This is a genomic window from Paenibacillus lycopersici (genome assembly GCF_010119935.1).
Classification (GTDB): domain Bacteria; phylum Bacillota; class Bacilli; order Paenibacillales; family Paenibacillaceae; genus Paenibacillus_Z; species Paenibacillus_Z lycopersici.
This window is the reverse complement of sequence record NZ_CP048209.1, coordinates 2,194,244-2,212,090: the sequence shown is the minus strand read 5'-3', so window position 1 is coordinate 2,212,090 and position 17,847 is coordinate 2,194,244. Positions and strand designations below refer to the sequence as shown.

17 protein-coding genes are annotated in these 17,847 nt (G+C 59.0%); 4 read left to right on the top strand and 13 right to left on the bottom strand.

Features of this window, described 5'->3' with window-relative positions; all coding sequences use genetic code 11:
* Positions 1–28 precede the first annotated feature (28 nt).
* The 4 genes from GXP70_RS09545 to GXP70_RS09530 all read right to left on the bottom strand — a co-directional run bounded on the left by GXP70_RS09545 (position 29) and on the right by GXP70_RS09530 (position 2,741).
* Positions 29–1,114 carry a tetraprenyl-beta-curcumene synthase family protein gene (locus GXP70_RS09545; RefSeq protein WP_162356222.1) on the bottom strand — a complete coding sequence of 362 codons (1,086 nt, stop codon included), beginning with the start codon at positions 1,112–1,114 and terminating at the stop codon, positions 29–31.
* A 33-nt stretch (positions 1,115–1,147) separates the two neighbouring features.
* A complete protein-coding gene (locus GXP70_RS09540; RefSeq protein WP_162356221.1) occupies positions 1,148–1,462 on the bottom strand; it encodes a hypothetical protein in 315 nt (104 codons plus the stop codon).
* 307 nt (positions 1,463–1,769) lie between these two features.
* A complete protein-coding gene (locus GXP70_RS09535; RefSeq protein ID WP_161744850.1) occupies positions 1,770–1,967 on the bottom strand; it encodes a cold shock domain-containing protein in 198 nt (65 codons plus the stop codon).
* 75 nt (positions 1,968–2,042) lie between these two features.
* A complete protein-coding gene (locus GXP70_RS09530) occupies positions 2,043–2,741 on the bottom strand; it encodes a class I SAM-dependent methyltransferase (RefSeq protein ID WP_162356220.1) in 699 nt (232 codons plus the stop codon).
* Positions 2,742–2,921: 180 nt separating this feature from the next.
* On the opposite strand from GXP70_RS09530, the gene GXP70_RS09525 reads away from it, so the two are divergent.
* The 3 genes from GXP70_RS09525 to pepF all read left to right on the top strand — a co-directional run bounded on the left by GXP70_RS09525 (position 2,922) and on the right by pepF (position 5,411).
* Positions 2,922–3,155 carry a hypothetical protein gene (locus GXP70_RS09525; RefSeq protein ID WP_162356219.1) on the top strand — a complete coding sequence of 78 codons (234 nt, stop codon included), beginning with the start codon at positions 2,922–2,924 and terminating at the stop codon, positions 3,153–3,155.
* 99 nt (positions 3,156–3,254) lie between these two features.
* On the top strand, positions 3,255–3,434 hold the full coding sequence (locus GXP70_RS09520) for a hypothetical protein (protein ID WP_162356218.1): 180 nt from the start codon (positions 3,255–3,257) through the stop codon (positions 3,432–3,434).
* Positions 3,435–3,620: 186 nt separating this feature from the next.
* Positions 3,621–5,411, top strand: a complete 1,791-nt coding sequence (pepF, locus tag GXP70_RS09515; protein WP_192043433.1) for an oligoendopeptidase F — start codon at positions 3,621–3,623, stop codon at positions 5,409–5,411.
* A 139-nt stretch (positions 5,412–5,550) separates the two neighbouring features.
* Here the strand turns inward: pepF and ssuE are convergent, their stop codons facing one another.
* The 6 genes from ssuE to GXP70_RS09485 form a co-directional block, all read right to left on the bottom strand.
* On the bottom strand, positions 5,551–6,090 hold the full coding sequence (gene ssuE / locus GXP70_RS09510) for an NADPH-dependent FMN reductase (RefSeq protein ID WP_162356216.1): 540 nt from the start codon (positions 6,088–6,090) through the stop codon (positions 5,551–5,553).
* A gap of 185 nt (positions 6,091–6,275) precedes the next feature.
* Positions 6,276–7,157, bottom strand: coding sequence for an ABC transporter ATP-binding protein (locus GXP70_RS09505; protein WP_162356215.1), 882 nt, complete (start codon positions 7,155–7,157; stop codon positions 6,276–6,278).
* 3 nt (positions 7,158–7,160) lie between these two features.
* Entirely contained in the window at positions 7,161–10,034 is a 2,874-nt protein-coding gene (locus tag GXP70_RS09500; RefSeq protein WP_162356214.1) for an ABC transporter permease, read from the bottom strand.
* Positions 10,035–10,066: 32 nt separating this feature from the next.
* Positions 10,067–11,107, bottom strand: a complete 1,041-nt coding sequence (locus GXP70_RS09495) for an efflux RND transporter periplasmic adaptor subunit (protein WP_162356213.1) — start codon at positions 11,105–11,107, stop codon at positions 10,067–10,069.
* Positions 11,091–11,780: an ABC transporter ATP-binding protein gene (locus GXP70_RS09490; RefSeq protein ID WP_162360395.1), complete on the bottom strand. Its 690-nt coding sequence runs from the start codon at positions 11,778–11,780 to the stop codon at positions 11,091–11,093. Before GXP70_RS09490 ends, GXP70_RS09495 begins: the two co-directional genes overlap by 17 nt.
* 410 nt (positions 11,781–12,190) lie before the next feature.
* Positions 12,191–13,009 (bottom strand): DUF92 domain-containing protein, encoded by an 819-nt coding sequence (locus GXP70_RS09485; RefSeq protein WP_162356212.1) that lies wholly within the window; start codon positions 13,007–13,009, stop codon positions 12,191–12,193.
* A gap of 154 nt (positions 13,010–13,163) precedes the next feature.
* On the opposite strand from GXP70_RS09485, the gene GXP70_RS09480 reads away from it, so the two are divergent.
* Positions 13,164–14,327 (top strand): GAF and HD-GYP domain-containing protein, encoded by a 1,164-nt coding sequence (locus GXP70_RS09480; RefSeq protein WP_162356211.1) that lies wholly within the window; start codon positions 13,164–13,166, stop codon positions 14,325–14,327.
* Positions 14,328–14,413: 86 nt separating this feature from the next.
* Here GXP70_RS09480 and GXP70_RS09475 read toward each other — a convergent pair whose 3' ends face one another.
* The 3 genes from GXP70_RS09475 to GXP70_RS09465 all read right to left on the bottom strand — a co-directional run bounded on the left by GXP70_RS09475 (position 14,414) and on the right by GXP70_RS09465 (position 17,736).
* Positions 14,414–15,148: a glycerophosphodiester phosphodiesterase gene (locus GXP70_RS09475; protein WP_162356210.1), complete on the bottom strand. Its 735-nt coding sequence runs from the start codon at positions 15,146–15,148 to the stop codon at positions 14,414–14,416.
* Between the two features lie 5 nt (positions 15,149–15,153).
* The gene (locus GXP70_RS09470; RefSeq protein ID WP_225442739.1) at positions 15,154–16,578 is read right to left on the bottom strand and encodes a CapA family protein; all 1,425 of its coding nucleotides are present in this window, start codon (positions 16,576–16,578) and stop codon (positions 15,154–15,156) included.
* A gap of 156 nt (positions 16,579–16,734) precedes the next feature.
* Positions 16,735–17,736: an MBL fold metallo-hydrolase gene (locus GXP70_RS09465; protein WP_162356208.1), complete on the bottom strand. Its 1,002-nt coding sequence runs from the start codon at positions 17,734–17,736 to the stop codon at positions 16,735–16,737.
* Positions 17,737–17,847: the final 111 nt, after the last annotated feature.

Here is a 17,847-nt window from a genome sequence, read left to right as displayed (position 1 = left end):
TCAATGTTATCTGTAAGCTGGCAAGGATCTAGTTCGAATACAGGCGCTTGCGGATCAAGACGCTGTTGCCCCAGAAGAACAGCCGCGTCAGCGGGCTTCTGCGCATCAGCCGCTTCGACACCAGCTCCACGTCCTTCTGGCCGCTCACCTTGGGATCGGATAAATAAAGCGCGATCAATCCTTCGATGACCATCCGGTGAAACCTCGGCGCCGGCAAGCTGCCGACGTCCTTGCGGGCCCGTTCGACGATCATGCCGATCCGTTCGATCAGCTGGCTCTGATTCTCGTAATAATTGCAGAAGTTCAAGTCGCCGCCGAGGCGGTCTTCTTCCTGATCGATCAAATAGTCCAGCATGATATGAAGTCCGCACACATGCGGAAAATAAGCGTTCCGAACACGCAGCGCGTCCGCGGGCGTGCAGCCCTCGTCCGAAGCGGTCAAGAACAGCATGAACATGCCGAGCGTGGATCCCGTCGCGGCCGCAAACTCGTTCCATTGCAGCTGCGGCACGGCATGACGGTGCTTCTCCCACCACGACAGCAAGGCAGGCTCCCGATTCTCTTTCGCTATATGCTTGTACACTTGCAAATCGCCGTATAGTCCGACCAGCTCGGAGACGTACGATCGAACATGCGCATATGCGGGCAGCTGCTTGACGCAGGCTTGGCAGGTGCGGACCAGCTCATGCAGATAGCCGCCGTCCGCCCGCTCCGCGCGCAATGCGTAATAATCCCGAAGCGGCGCGTCAGGATCTACGGCATCCAGCATGGATTGGTGAAGCAGCCGGAAATCGTCGGGATCCAGCGACGTGCTCCGGTCGCACAGATTGTCCAAGTAATCGCTGATCGTTTGCAGGCAAACGATCAAGGGCACGAGAATATGTCTGCGCTTTAAATTTCCGGCCGCATAGATGCCGCCGCCTTCGCAATGAAATTGTTTGCTTGTCATGCTGGCAAGCGCTTGTACGCGCAATTCATCATCCGGAATGCGTTCGGCGATGACCCGCAGCCGAGCCAGTTCCGCGCGCACTTCGGGCAACACGTATTTGTATACCCTGTACATGAGGGTAACGGGCGTTCGGGGCACTTGGCGGGCCTGCGCTGACTTGCTCATTATCGGGCGCCCTCCTTCATTCCACTCCGCTTACTAGGAATGGCGCTTGTTTTCGATTTCTTGGTTGATACGATACCAGATATGCAAGTCGTTGATCCGGCTTGCCAAATCCGCGATATCCGAATTAATGCCGCAGGAACGCTCGAAATCTTCCTCTTCGAACAATTCCGCCTGCTTGACGTTAATGATTCGCTCAAAAGCAATGACGCGATCGGGAATCGTACCGCGAATGGTTTCCCATTTCGCGACGATAGCCATCCGTTCCGATTCGCTGTATTGCTCCCATTCCAGTTCAAGATCCGGCAGCGAGATTCCAAGCCTGTCATCCCACGTAAAGTAATGGTTCACGTCTCAAAACCTCCATGCACTAATGTACCATTTCATAGAGTGTAAATCCAGCGCGAAAACTTGTTCCCCATATGCTATAGCGAGCGTTGGCGATTCGTCCGACGGCGTCCCCTCCCGGACCGCGCAGCCGTTGCGGCTGCATGCGCGCCAAGCGCATGCGCGGCCACGCCGCGGAAGGGTACTTCACGCGTTTCGGCCGCCGATCCGCGACGCAAAAAAAACCCGGCCGCATCGGCCGGGTAATCCTATCGCATGGGATCTATTCCATTACTCCATTATAAGAAGCTTCCCGCAGGAAGCCGTTACCTTACAACTTGATAACGTTAGCGGCTTGAGGTCCGCGGTTGCCTTGCGTAATGTCGAATTCTACGGATTGGCCTTCGTCCAACGACTTGAAGCCGTCGCCTTGGATTGCGGAGTAATGAACGAACACGTCTTCGCCGTTCTCAACTTGGATGAAGCCGTAGCCTTTCTCTGCGTTAAACCACTTAACTGTTCCTTTCAATGTAACAACCTCCTAAAAATGAGCGCCGTATTCGGCGGCTTTCTCCATTATATACCCCATGGGATATTTTTGCAATTAGACCTTGACAATTAGACCAAGCGTTGACCCGGGAATAAATGGCAGCTTGGCCGCGAAATACTCCGGCGATCCGCCCGCCCCGCGAATGTCGTTCAGCAATTCATCCATATGCGCGTACGGGGTCCAGCCAAGGGACATGACGGGATAAATGCGGATCTCCCCGCCCGGCTTGCAGACGCGCATCATCTCCAGCACTGCGTCCCGGTGAAACGCATAGTCGAACTGCTCCTCGTAGAGGAACAGGAAATGGCTGCACAGCACGCGGTCGAAGGAATCCGGCGCGAAAGGGAGATTCGGCAGACTGCCGGCCTTGTAGCGCGCATCCCGCTCCTCCGGCTGCCCGAAATGGGCATCGAACCGTCTAAGCGAAGCCTCCCGGTTCGCGCGATGGTTCGCCACGCTGCCGTAATAGCTGAAATCGAATTGATGGGCCAGCTTCTCGATCTTCGCCGTCGCGGCGGCGATCTCTTCCAACGCTTCCCCGACCAGCGCCTCGCTGTCCAGCGCATATCTTGGATCCGCGGCGTAAGCGTCCAGCCCGCCCGCTACGGCGTCGGCCGTAAAGGACGACGCGCCTCCCGCAATATCGAGGATGCGCCCTGCCAGCGGCCGTTCCTCCAGATCGAACATGCGCACGTACTCCCCGAAGCTGCGGCATGTCACGGCAACGCCGATTTGCTCATACTTGTCGCTCATTCTCATCTCTCCTCGTCTCTGCTCATCTCTTCTACATTCTCTTCTCGTCTCCGAACGGCAGAACGCGCGGGTTCCGCGAGTCCGGTTGCCATATTCTAACATGCGTGCCATTTGATTTCTACCCCGTTTATTGGCTATCATGGGAAGATAGACGAGCTTTATTATTGAAGGGATGGTCTTATGTTCAAGAAAGTGCAAATTTATAAAACCGACAAATACAACATGCTCAACGTCGAGGTGCAGGGCAAGACGCTGATCGTCCGCGAAATTTCCGATCAATGGGGCGAAGAATGCCATACGTTCGTCAGCCGCCAGGAGATGCTGCATTGGGCCGAGAACCGCTTCCGTCCCGAGGATTTCGTAGGCAAGGAAGAAGAGCGCGCCTCGATCATGGCAGGTTTCCGCGCGATTTAACGACAGCCTCCTCCGAGCAGGAGGAAATTGGAACCTGCATAGCGAACATAACCCTATGCGAACATGCATAGGCTTTGCGAAGGGGAGATCATTAGTCACGTGGATATGACATCGACGATCATTTTCATCATCGCGGCTTTTTCGCTGGGCGGCATCATCCTTATGCAGCGAAACAACATTCCCGCAAGCATGCGAAGAGGCCTTGCGCTCACGGCGATCGTATTCATCGCCTTCGCATTTTTCCTGATCGTGTACAGTTTGACGACCATGGGGTCATAACGAACGCGCGGCCGGGTCACACTAAGAGGCACATTCTGTCAAAGGAGCGTGACCTCTGCCGTGAAGTGGCTGCCGATCGTTCTCTCGCTCTCGCTGCTGCGCAGCAGCGCGGACGGCTTGCTCCCGCAAGCGCCCCATGCCGCAATGTCCGATTCACCATCCCAAACCGAGGCGAGGAGGGTTCCTATGAACCACGTACTGAAACGATCCGAAACCGCACCCGAATACCATTGGAAGCTCGAGGACTTATTCGCGGATCAATCCGCATGGGACAAGGAATACGCGCAGGCGAAAGAGCAAATGAAAGGCGTCGCGGCGTTCCAGGGCAAGCTGGCCGATCCGGCGCAATTGAAAGCTTGCTTCCAGCTCGAAGACGATCTGTCGCTTAAGGTCGAACGCCTCTACGTATACGCGAACATGAAGCATCACGAAGATACCGCCGAGCCGAGCTTCCAGGCGCTCTCGGAGAAATCGAAGAAGCTGAGCGTCGAAACCGGCGAAGCGCTGTCCTTCGTTACGCCGGAAGTGCTCGCCCTGTCGGACGAGGCGCTGAATGCGATGATCGAGAATCCGGACCTGGCGAAATACCGCCAAACGCTGGAAGAAATGCGCCGTCAGAAAGCGCATGTGCTCTCCAAGTCGGAAGAAGCGCTGCTTGCGCAAGTCGGCAACATCAGCCAGGCGCCGAACACGATTTACAGCATGCTGAACAACGCCGATCTGAAGTTCCCGAAAGTAAAGGACGACAACGGCGAGGAAGTCGAACTGACCCAAGGCCGCTACATACAGTTCCTCGAGAGCAAGAACCGCGACGTGCGGGCCGGCGCTTTCAAGGCCATGTACGACACGTACGGCAAATTGAAGAACACGATCGCCGCCACGCTGAGCGCGAACGTGACGAAGAACATTTTCTATTCCCGCGCGCGCAAATACCCGTCGACGCTCGAAATGTCGCTCTACGGCGATAACATTCCGAAAGAGGTTTATACGAACCTGATCGGCACGATTCACAAGCATCTGCCGCTCATGTACCGTTACATGGAGCTGCGCAAGAAGCTGCTGAAGGTCGACGAGCTCCATATGTACGACCTGTTCGCGCCGCTGGTGGACGAATTCAAGATGGACATTACCTACGAGCAGGCGAAAGAGACGGTCAAAGAAAGCTTGCAGCCGCTCGGCAAAGACTATTTGAACGTGCTGCAGCAGGGCTTCGACGACAAGTGGATCGACGTCTACGAGAACGAAGGCAAGCGGACCGGCGCTTACAGCTGGGGCGCGTACGGCACGCATCCTTACGTGCTGCTGAACCATAAGGACAACCTGAACAGCATGTTCACGCTGACGCATGAAATGGGCCACGCGCTGCATTCCTACTATTCCGACAGCAATCAGGACTACCGCGACGCGCAGTACACCATCTTCCTGGCCGAGGTCGCCTCGACGCTGAACGAAGCGCTTCTCATGGATTACATGCTGAAGAAGTCGACCGATCCGAAGGAGAAAATGTACCTGCTCACCTACTACGCCGACCAATTCCGCACGACGGTGTTCCGTCAAACGATGTTCGCGGAATTCGAGATGCTCATCCACCAGCGCGCGGAGGAAGGCGATTCCTTGACGCCGCAGGATCTGAGCAAAATCTACTACGATCTCAACAAGCTGTACTACGGCGACGGCATGGTCATCGACAAGGACATCGAGATGGAATGGGCGCGCATCCCGCATTTCTATACCAGCTTCTATGTCTTCAAGTACGCGACAGGCTTCTCCGCCGCGACGAGCTTCTCGAAGCAGATTCTGGAGGAAGGCGCGCCTGCGGTGGATCGCTACCTCGGCTTCCTGAAGAGCGGCGGCAGCGATTACTCGATCAACATTCTCAAGAAGGCCGGTGTCGACATGTCCTCGCCGCAGCCGATTGAGGAAGCGATGAGCGTCTTCGAAAGCCTGATCGAGCAAATGGAACAATTGACGAAATAATCGGCTTCCCGCCGGGAGGCAACATAAAAAGCAGCGGAGCTCCGGATCGTCCGGAACCGCTGCTTTTTTATTAGGCGTATGAGCGCCAAGGCACGATTACGGCGGCCGCCGCGCGAAGACGGCTGCCGTCAGTCGGTGTCTACTGCTTCAGCAGCAGCGTCGTCTCCGCGAACGAAGCGACCGCCGCGTTCAGCCGCTGCGCGAGCTCCTCTTCGAGGATGAACGAACCGTCGTCGGTTTTCAAGATTTGCGAATCGACCGCGTAGACGCCGGTCTCCACATGCTTGGCGTACAGCGCCGATAGGAGCGGCTTCAGCGCGAAATCGATCGCGAGCAGATGCGCGATCGTGCCGCCGATGAAGAACGGAAGGACGATTTTGCCGGCGAGCCCTTTCTGCGGGAGAAGATCGAGGAACGTCTTCAGCACGCCGGTGTACGACGCCTTGTAGACGGGACTTGCTACGATGACCGCGTCGGCTTCCGCGACGAGACGGCTTGCTTCGGCGATCGCCGGGCTGTCGAACCGGGCTTTGATCAAGTCTTCCGCGGGCAGCGACGCGACATGCAGGTGCGCGATTTCCCAACCGAGCGCAACGAGCTTCTCCTCGGCGTACAATAGAATGCCGTTCAGACGGGATACCGGATTCGGGCTTCCGTTAATGACGATTACTTTTGGCATATGATTACTCCCCCTAATCGACTACTGGATAGGCTCATTATACATTCATTATTCCTACCCGTAAACTATGAATTAATCGTTATATCGGAACATCACTCCGGGCTGCCGATGCGCGCACGCGGAACCGAAAGACCGCCTTCATCTCGAAAGCGGTCTCGGCTGTGTCGCGTATTGGCGTGCTGCAATCAAGATTCGGGCGGATAGATGATGATCCGGCCGTCTTCCATCTCGACGCGCACTTTGTTCTTCTCTTTGAATTCGTCCGCCTGCAGGTAAGTCGACGGGATTTGGAGCCGTCCGGCCTTGTCGATGACGGCGTATTCCACGTGGCTCTCCTCCGCGACGGCGATGTCGCCGTTCTCCAGCGCTGCGAGCTCCTCCGCGTACGACTGGCGCCGGATAATCTCCGACGACGTTTTGCCGTCGCGGATCGCGACGACGCGGTCTACTTTACGCGCAAGATGCGGGTCATGCGTAACGATGACGATCGTAATGCCGATGCTGCGGTTCAGCTCGCGGAACAGGTCCAGAATTTGATTCGACATCTTCGTATCAAGCGAGCCGGTCGGCTCGTCCGCGAGCAGCAGCTTCGGCTCGTTCGACAGCGCGATGGCAATCGCCACGCGCTGCTGCTCGCCGCCCGACAGCTCGCTGAGCCGGTTCTTGATGCGGTGGCTGAGGCCGACCGCATCCAGCAGTTCCAGCGCCCGCAGCCGCTTGTTGCGCCCCTTGAGCATCATCGGCAGCTCCACGTTCTCGAGCGCCGTCAAGTATGGAATGAGGTTGCGCGCATTGTTTTGCCAGACGAAGCCGACCGTTTCTCGCTTGTACGTGACCAGATCCTTCTCCGTGAATTTCAGCAAATCCTTGTCGTCCACGGTCAGCTTGCCGGCGGACGGGCGGTCAAGCCCGCCCAGCATGTTCAGCAGCGTCGATTTGCCGCTGCCGCTGTTGCCGATGATAGCCATCAGCTCGCCGGCTTCGACGTGCAGGTCAAGCCCTTGCAGCGCGACGACTTCCAGATCGTCGGTTTTATAAATTTTCACAAGTCCGTCGCAATGGATCATCGCTTATTCCTCCCCTAGCTTCAGCGCTTGCGTGATCTTCATGCGGGATACGCGGTAGGCCAGCACGCCAAGGCCGATCGCCAGCATCAAGCCGACGACGCTGTACAGCTGCACGTAATCGCTCAGTTGGCGGACGATCGCAAACGGCGGCACTTGATCCGACGCGTTGAAGGACAGCTGGAACAGCGGCACGAACAAGCGGCTGACGGTATTGCCGATGATGACGCCGAACAGAATCGCCGCCGCCGAGGTCAGCAGCTGCTCGCTTAAGAGCATGCCGAGAATCTGCCTGAACGATATCCCCATCGCCCGCAATATGCCGAACTGCAGCGTTCTGCGCGACAACGTCAGCACCCAGAACAACAGGAAGCCGAAGAAGCTGATGAGCATCGAAATGACGAAGCCGAGCGTCATGACGCCGTTGATTGCCAGCCGGAACGGATCGTTCTTGGAACGGATCAGCAGCTGGTTGGCATCGACGAGCTTCTCGATCGGAATGTTCTTCTTGATCAGATCGTCATAAATGACTTTGCTGCCCTCGCCGTCCTTCAGCTTGATCCATACTTCGTACGGCTCGAGCGCCAAGTGATTCTGGATATAAGACAGCTGGCCGACGATGAGGTTCGGCAGCCTGACGTTCTCGTCGTCCGCATTGCCCGAGGTCGGCAGCGGGCTCCAGCCCGGCCAGTAATCGACGATGCCGTAGACGATGAAGTCCGCGCTGTCGAGCCCCTCCCACTTCGCGGAAATCGTATCGCCGGCTTTGACGCCGTACTGCTTCGCCATCGAACGCGAGACGAGCACCGCCTTCGGATTCGACGCGATCAGGTTCAAGTAACTGTTCAACGGATACTGCAGCAGTCCACCGCGCATCCAGGCGACTTTGCCGAACTCGTACGTATCGATGCCGTACAAGGTGACGGAGCCGTTCTGTCCGTTCGCGGAGAAGCTGGCATCCGGCCTGCGGAAGACGCGCGCGGCCGTGTCGACGCCCGCCAGCTGGGTCATCGTGATGAACGAAGGCTCCGTGTACGTGACGACCTTCGGCTTCGTCGCCGTCGAATCGCCTGAATCTCCGCCTTGCGGCGCCCCCGGCGGCGGAGGCGGCGGCGCGTCATTATCCCAATGGACGGAGAGCTGGATATCGGAGCCGGTCGTATACTGAATCCGGTCCTCCATGTTCCCGTTGATCGTGCGGGCGGCGTTCGCGCTGAACAGCCCCGTCGCGATCGTCATGATCAGAAACACCTTGATCGTCAAATACTGGGTCGAGGAACGGCTGATCTGCAGCAGCGTGGAATAGAGCGCCGGCGTCCACCATCTGCGTCCGACCCAGAACACCAATTTAATGAACCACGGATAGATCCGAAGAATGAACAGCCCCGCGCCAAGCGAGAAAATCGCCGGCATGAAGAACATGAGCGGATCGACCTGAATGGAGGTCGGATCGAGCGCGAGCTGCTTCAAGTCGGAAAGCTGGTTGTTGAAGCGGTACAGCATGTAGACCGATATGCCGATCAGAATAAAATCCGCGCCGATCGTATGCCAGAACGACAGCTTCGTGAGCCGCGCCATCTGCTGCTTGTGGCCGACGATGGTCACCTTCGTCGCCAGGAAGGCCGGGATCAGGATCAGAATGATCGAGCCCACGACCGCGCCGGCGGCGATTTTGTAAGAGGTGCTGTTCAGAACGACGTCAAGCGAGGCACGCGACACGAATTCCAGGAACCCGCTGGACGCGCCGAGCAGCTTGGTGAAATAGACGCCGATGAACGGACCCGCCGCGAGCGCCAGCAGCCCGAGCAGCAAGCTTTCGAACAGAAACACGGACATGATCTGCATCCGGCTGGCGCCGCGGCTCCGCAGCACCGAGATTTCGGTTTTCTGCCGGTCGATAATGAGATTGGCCGCCATGTAGAGATAGAACGCTAGCATGAACATGACCGGCGAATAGAGCGACCAGAGCATCAGGTTCAGCTTGTCCTTCTTCTCCGTGTACGTCGCGATCGGCGTCTTGGCCGGCATTTCGACGTTGCCGATGCCAAGGCGGGTATTGAAATATTTGGTCATGGCATCGAATTGCGACACGTACGTGTCGATGCGGTCGATGTTCATCTGGGAATAATCGAGCGAATACTGCCAGGACAGCACCGACAGGTTAAGCTTCCCCGGGTTGTCGACGAAATCGTGATTGAACTGGTCGAACGGAATGTAGAAGGAGTTGTTGTTCGCTTCGACATTAATCTGATCGTAGGCGTTCGCTTGCTTGGACTCTATGATGCCGACCGGAATAATACGGATCTTATCGCCCGTATCCTTGTCCGTGTAGACGAGTTCCTTGCCCAGATCGCGCTTCAAATCGATAATGAACTTCGGCGTAACCAGCACCTCGTAGACGCCGTCGCTCCGCTTCGGATCCGGCAGACGCCCGTCGATCACGTTCACGCGCTTCTCGAGATCCGATACGGTGCGGAAGCTGCCGGACACGACCAGGTCGCGCTTCTCCTGGGCGGATGCGTCGGCAGGCAGGACGCGGATCGACTGCGTGCTGCGCGAGACGATGTAGGATTGCGCGTCCATGCCCAGCCTCTTCGGCGCGTCCGCCATGTATTGGTCCGCCTTCTGGATCAGCCCGTGCACGACCTCGAACGAGCGTCCCCCCGAGACGGAAGTCGCCGCGCGCAGCATGCCCGGATAGACGTTGCTGTCTTTCTGCAGCTGCTGCAGTTCCTTGAACAGCGTACGCTGCAAAATCGCGTGCGAGTAAAGCGGCATCGAGCTGAACAGCGCGACGCATATGGTAAGCCCCAGCCACAAGTTGAGCTGCAGCCAGCGGTTCTTTGCCATTTTTCGAAAAATCATCGTTACGATTGGCATCGTTTCACCTCTTCTCGCCTGATCCGCAGGGATTAGTTATTCAAAATGACTTTCATGCCTTCTTCTAATCCCTTCTTGATCTCGACATCCGTCTGCGTCATGATTCCCGGTTCCACGTCGACTTCCTTGCGGCGGTCGCCGTCGGCCACTTGCACGTAGGTGCGCCCCAAATACGTCCGCAGCCCGCTGCGCGGAATGACGATGACGTTCGATTTCTTCTCCAGACCGATTTTGATCTGGACGGATTTGCCGAGTTCGAGCTTGACGGACGGATCCGAGATGCCGACGTACAACATCTTCGTATTGCGTTCGTCGACGTCCTTGTTCCCGGTGATCGGCGCATCCAGAGGCGCTTGCAGCACCTTGCCCGCGACCGGTTTATTGTTGATCGTGATCTCAACGGGCATCTCCCGCTCGATCGACGCAATCTGCTTCGCGTCGTCGGCCGCGAAGACCAGGTACGTCTTCTTCGGGTCGTCGATCGTGACGATCGGCGTATACCCGTTAATGCTGTCGCCCGAGGACTTCTGGTCCATATAAGCGATTACGCCGTCGATCGGTGCCGTCAGCTGCGCGGATTCGAGCTGCTGCTGCATGGACTCGAGCGTAATCTGCTCGCGCTCCACGTCAATCTGCTTCAGACGCAGATCGTTGCCCGACGCGCCGTCGCGCAGGGCGGCGTTAAGCGCGATCTGGGCGCGCTCGAGGTTCAGCTTCTCCAGCTTGATCCGCAGGTCGATATCGCCCCGGTCGAGCTCGGCGATCAGCTGGCCCGCTTTGACTTCGGCGCCTTGCGTCACGTGCAGCGCTTTCAATCTGCCGCTTTCTTTATAGAAGACGGGGACCGTGTGGCTGGAAGCGACGACGGCCGCGCCGGAGAAATAACGTTCGATCGTGCCTTTCTTCACCGCGACGGCATCGATCTTCTCCTCCACCGGCTTGATGAGCGGCGGCTGAAGCGTCGTTTCTTTGGCTGGGAGCAGGGAACAGCCGGACAGCATGGCTGCGGCTACAATTACGGTGGCGGCTTGTAAGCCAATCCGCCCTCTTCGGCGATTAGACGGTCGGTTCAACGGCAATCTCTCCATCCTCCAATGCAATAACATGATCGACGATTTCCATAATGCCGGGGTCATGCGTCGTCATTACGATCGTCATGCCCAAGTTCTCAACGAGGTCGCGAAACACTTTGATGACTTGCAATCCCATCCGGCTGTCCAGCTCGGCCGTAGGCTCGTCCGCCAGCAGAAGCGCCGGACGATGCGCGATCGCCCTTGCGATCGCGATACGCTGCTGCTCGCCGCCCGAAAGCTCCGGGGGACGATGCTTCATCCTTCCTTTCATGCCCACCCATTCCAGCGCCTGCTCCGCACGCTCCTTGTGCAGCGCGGGATTGCTGCCCGCGATGCGCAGGCCGAATTCCACGTTCTCGTAGGCCGACATGAGCGGAATCAAGCCGAAGGCCTGAAACACCAGTCCGAGGTTCGTTCGCCGCCATGTGCTCCGCTGCTTCTCCGACAGGTCCGAGATGATCTTGCCATCGTAGAAGACCTGGCCTTCCGTCGGCTGATCGAGCGCCGCGAGCAAGTTGAGCAGCGTCGTCTTCCCGGATCCCGAGCGCCCTTTAAGCGCGATCATCGATCCCCGACGGATGGATAGATTGATATTTTTGATAGCGGTTACAGCATTGTCGCCCCTGCCGAACACTTTCTTCACCTTCACCGCTTGCAGCAAGACTTGCGCCATCGGCGTCTCCGCCGGAACGATTGTCACGTTCGGTCAATCCCCTTCCGCAGCTAGCTATGAATTCGCTTACAAGTTAATTAAATAAGTTGTAAATTTTTTCTATCAGAGTTAGGATACTAGGGGTTTCCCCTCTCTGTCAACCTTCATATATCTCCATTTACATAGGTAAAATTAGGTTTTTGAAATCGGATACAAGATTGCGGGCGAATTTGCGGCGTTATCGTGGATTGATTTATTCGTAATTTGCGGTTATTGGTAAATTATGGTTCAGAAGGAAAGCAGTGATATGCGGCGCTTCGCAGGCGTGCGAGCCGCTGGTGCGGTGCTGCCGCACGCGGCGCGCGAGCAAATCGGCCGTGCCAGCGAGCGCGCGCTGCGGCGTTACGCGCGCGACGCGGCCTGGACCGCGCCTAGCCGAAGGCGCAGCCGATGCCCCACGCCAGCAAGCCGGCGGCGGCCGAAGACGCGAAATTGACCGCGTCGTTCGTCATGACGGCGAAGCCGCGGATCCGCACGGCCGCGACGCCGCAATGCGCGGCGCGCTCCGTTTCGCTGCCGCATACGGGGCAGCGGTACATTGCCTGCACGGTCGCGCCGAGCAGCGAGTCCGCGAAGGCGCCGGCCGTGCCGGCGATGGCCGCGGCGGCGAGCAGCGCGCCCGGCCAGGCGTCTCCGCCGGCCGGCGCGAGCACGGCGGCGACCGCGCCGATGAACGCCGCGCCGGCCAGAGCGGCGGCGCTGCCGAGCGCCGTGACGCCGCCGCTCGTGCCGGCCGTCACGCGGCGGCCGCCGAGCAGCGAGCGCGGAGGACGGCGGCTCAACGCGCCGATCTCCGTCGCCCACGTATCCGCGTTGACGGCCGCCATCACGCCTGCGAAGGCATACATCCAGCCGGCCGCGGGCCACGCGGCGTGCGCGATGCACAGCAGCAGTCCCAGCCCGCCGTTCGCCCATACTTGCATGGCGTCGCGGCGGCCGCTTTTGGCATAGTTCGCTTCCGCCGCTTCCTTCTTCGCGTGCCGCCGCTTCCATTTGGACCACAGTGTCGAGGACAGGAAGAAAGCAAGCAGCGCGCCGGCCCATAACGGCCCGCCAAACGCCACGTAACCGGTCCCCATGATCGCCGCCGACCAGGCGCCGGAACCGGACAGCGATCTCAGCCGGTAAGCGGCGGCCGCTATCAGGCCGCTGCCCAGCAAACCCGCGGCTGCTCTTATCCACCATTCCATTTTTGAATTCCCCCGCTGCTTTGCGAATGTCGATGTCGAAATTTGTCTTTGCTCGGAAACGGAAGCAGGATTATGACCGTTGATGTTGAACTACTGTCCTAGCATCCTAATTATAAACGGAACAACCCCATATGCGAAGGAGTATCGTCTGAAGATGAACAAATCCGACTACGCGCACGCTGACGAAACTTCAACTCCGCCGGAGCAGACGCCCGAAGAGCTGCTGCGCATCATCTTCGAGTATACCGCCAAGATCGGCGGCCAGCGCAGCTTGCGAAACGTGCTCCTGCTCATGGCGGACATGGGCCGGGAAATGATCCTCGCCGACCGCTGCACCGTCTGGCTGATCGACCATGCCAACCAAGAGCTGTTCACCAACATCGCGCACGGCGTGCAAGAAATCCGCGTCCCGCTCGGAACCGGATTCGTCGGCCATTCCATCGAGACGGGAGAATGCCTCCTGATCGAAGACGCCTACGCCGACGAACGGCATAACGCCGATAACGATCAACGGACAGGCTATCGGACGAAAGCGGTCATAACCGTGCCTTTCGTCGGCAATGACGGCGTCATTATCGGCGCGTATCAGGCCGTTAACAAACAAACGCCGCAAGGCGCCTTCGCGCAGCGGGACCTCGAGCAGCTCAAGCTTGCCGCAGCCTACGCCGGCAAATCGCTGGAATCCGTCATGCTGCAGGAGGAGATCGAATCCACGCAGCGCGAAATTATATTCACGATGGGACAGATCGGCGAAGGACGCTCCAAGGAAACCGGCAATCACGTCAAACGGGTCGCGGACTACTCCTCCGTACTCGCGCTCGGCCTCGGCTTGTCCGTCCAGGAGGCGGAGCTGCTGCGCACCGTCTCCCCCATGCACGACATCGGCAAAGTCGCCATTCCGGACGCCATCCTGCTCAAGCCGGGCAAGCTGACGCCCGAGGAATTCAACCGGATGAAGCTGCATACGGAAGTCGGCTACCAGCTGCTCCGAACATCCGGACGCAAGCTGCTGAAGACGGCCGCCATCGTTGCGTACCACCACCACGAGAAATGGGACGGCACCGGATATCCGCAAGGGCTGCAAGGTGAGGAAATCCATTTGTACGGCCGAATCACCGCCGTCGCCGACGTATTCGACGCGCTCGGCAGCGACCGGGCGTACAAGAAAGCATGGGAATTGGACCGCATACTGGAGCTGTTCCGCGAAGAGCGCGGGCGGCATTTCGATCCCCGCGTCGTCGACGTGTTCCTGGACAAGCTGCCCGAGCTGCTTGAAATTCGCGAACGCTACAAGGACGACGTAGACGAAACGCCTTGATCGGCTTCCAGCCAAGCCCAGCCATTCGTCCACATAACGAGACGCATAGCCGCGGCCAGACCGCGCTATGCGTCTCTCTCAAGCTACTATTCGCAGGCATGGACCGCAGACTGGAACCGGTCCGGGTAGTTCGTGCAAATCATGAGCGAGCCGTTCAGCCTGGCCAGCCGCTTCATCATCGGCACGTCGTTCACCGTCCATGCCATGACGTCGATGCCCGCCTGCCGCATGTCCGCGAGCAGCGTCCCGGAGACGCGCGAATAGCCGATCGACAAGAACGACGCGCCCATCCGTTTCAGCTCCTCCTTCAGCGTCCAGGGCAGCGCATCGATAATGAGCCCCGTCCGCACCTCCTGCGTCAGTTCCCGCACTTGCCGAAGCGCGTCGCGGTCGAAGGACGTGATGACCGAATCATGCTGGAGCCTTTTCCGGCACAGCAGCTCGACCACCTTGCGTTCCAATCCGGGATACCGGCCGCCGTATGTTTTCAGCTCGATATTGAGCCGGCAGCGACCGATCGTCGCGTCCAAGACTTCCTCCAGCGTCGGAATCCCTTCGCCGGCGAACGACTTATCGAACCAGCTTCCCGCATCCATCCGTCCCAATTCCTCGGCCGTATAATCGCTGACCCGTCCGGCCGTTCCGGCCGTTCGTTTCAGCGAATCGTCGTGAATGACGACCGGAACGCCGTCTTTGGAAAGCTGCACGTCCAGCTCGATCCACTGCACGAACGGGAACGACATCGCCTTCCGGAATGAAGCCATCGTGTTCTCCGGCGCCAAGCCCGACGCGCCCCGGTGGGCAACGCATGGGTTTAACATCGCCATCACTCCTTCGAATGAACTTGTCCCTGCGCGTCGACGGCGGCGCGGATCGAGATGCCCGACAGCCGCTTCAGCAGCGCTTCGGCTTCCTCGCCTTCCAGCGGGGCCGGCTGCGACTGCACCGCCCGCATCGGATGGAACGTGAGCGCGCACTTCCCGGCGGCGTCGCATTGGGCGTCCAATACGCCCGTGTCGGCCGTCCGCTTGTCGGGCATGCCGCTGAATATGAAATTGCCGAGGCTGTAAGCAATCCATTTGCCTTTGTACGATTCGAAGCCTTCGAGTATATGCGGGTGGCTGCCTACGACCAGATCCGCGCCCGCATCGATATAGGCATGGCCGAGACGCGTCTGATCCGCATTCGGCATATCCTGCAGCTCGGTGCCCCAATGCACCATGACGACGACGACGTCCGCTTCCGCCTTCGCTTTCTTGATGGCGGCGACGGCCCGCGTCGGATCGTACGATTCGGCAAGGCCCGGATGATTCTTATCCGCCTTCCAGGAGGTGACGGGCACGACCCGCGTCAGTCCGATGTAGGCGATCTTGATACCGTCCGCTTCCTTGATGACCGGCTTGAACGCTTCGGTATCGTTTATCCCCGCGCCGATATAAGGCAGCTTCGCTTTGTTCAAATAATCGATTGTATCTAGAAGTCCTTCTTCCCCTTGGTCGAGCGTATGATTGTTGGCCAGGCTGACGACGTCGACCCCGGAGTCGACCAGGGCCGGCAGCGCGTCCGGCGATGATTTATAGACGTACTGTTTATTCTCGGCCGGCGTTCCGCGCAGCGTAACGGGCGTTTCCAAATTCGCGGCCGTCACGTCCGACAGCTGCAAATACTGCTGTACCTTCGCGTACGGATAGTCGTAGCCGTTCTTGAGCAGAAGCTTCTCGACCGAAGCCGCAAGCAGGATATCCCCGGTAAACGACAGGTTGACCACGCGGTCCCCGAGCGCGGCTTCTCCCGAACCGCTTCCCGTCGTCGCCGCGCCCGGGGCCGCCAAGCCGCCGGCAGCGCCGCTGTCCGCCGGACCGTCTGCGCCTCCCGTCTCCTGGCCGCTCGCCGAATTATCGCTTCCGGACGATGCGTTCGTCGGCGCTCCGCCTGCACCGTCGCCGACGGCTCCTCCGCCGGCCGAACCGGAAGCCGCTGGGCCGTCATCCGAACCAGCCGCCGCTCCGTTCGAAGCGGTCGTTCCGTTCGCATCCTGTTGCGCCGCTTCGCTGCCGGCATCGGAATCGGCGCCGGCAGCCGGAGGATCGTGCGAGCCGTCCGCTCCCGCTTCATTCCCTGCGGGCGGTTGATTTCCGTTCCGCCCGGCATCCAGGTTGCCGCCTCCGTCTTGACGCTGGATCGCGTACAAGACCGCCAGGATGCAGAGAATCGCAAGCATGACGAGATTGACGACGATCAGCCTTCGCATCCGCCTGGATCGTTTCTCCTTCTGTCGTTGATGGGATTCAGAGCGTGACATGACCATAATCCGCGGGCTCCTTTTCCGGGAAATCGCATGAAATCCCTCTATGCAATGTGCCTCTTGCAATGTTCCTCTCGCAATGTGCCTCCATGCAATGAACGTCTATGCAAAGTACTCGACTATCCCATTCCGGACGCGTCCGGCAATGACATTCCGGTGCTCCAGATGGTAAACGTGGGCCAGCGTCTCCGACATCGCGAACCGCATATGGTGGGCATCGCCCGCGATGCGTTCGCCGAACAGCCGCATGCATACCGAGTACGCCGAACCGGGCGATTCGCGCAGCATGTCGGCGATGTTCGCCAACCGCCGCTCATGATGCGCCGCCAGCTCGGCCGCCCGCTCTCCGAAGCGCTCGAACGGCTCCCGGTGCCCCGGGAAGGCGAGCTCGACGTCGTAACCGGCCAATTCCCATAGGCTGGCCAGAAACCGTTCCAGCTGCCTGTCGTCTTCGCCGGGAACGACGCTGATGTTCGGCGTAATGGTCGGCAGTACTTGATCGCCGCAGAGCATCCACCGCTTGGCCGGCGCGTAGAAGCATAATTGCCCGCCTGCATGGCCCGGCGCGTCGATCGACTGCCAGTCCGTCTCCGCCATGCGGAAGACTTGTCCCGCCGTTATGTATTGCACCTCGGGCTGCGGCGATACTTTCGCGATAAAACCGTCCAAATGCGGGCGCATCGTCGCGACAACCTCTGGCGGCATGCCGTGCAGCGCGTACAGCGCCGTCAATTCGTCCGCGAACGCCGCTCCGCCGTCCGCTCCCCACAGTCGCTGCGCGTAAGCGTGCGATTCCGCCGACATGAGGACCGGGGCGCCGCTTCTCGCTTGAAACCATCCGGCAAGGCCGTAATGATCGGGGTGCTGGTGCGTCAGTATGATCGTATGGATTTCCGGATACCCGATTCCGTGCGCGGCCATGCCCCCTTCCCATGCCTCAACCGCCTCAGGCGTGTGCAAACCGGGATCGATCAGCGTATACCCCCGCCCGTCCCGCAGCAAATAGCTGTTTACCCACTTCAGCGAGAACGGCAAAGGCACCCGCACTTGCAAAATTCCTCCGGGCCACGCTGTCGCGGCCGGTCTTCCTGCTAAACCGCTCAATGGCTTGCCCTCCCGATTACTATCATCCGAACCGAGTCCATGCCCCTTCCGCCGTTCCCGTCCAGGTGAAATTTACATATTCGCTTCAATTGTACCGTACGTCCGCCGATC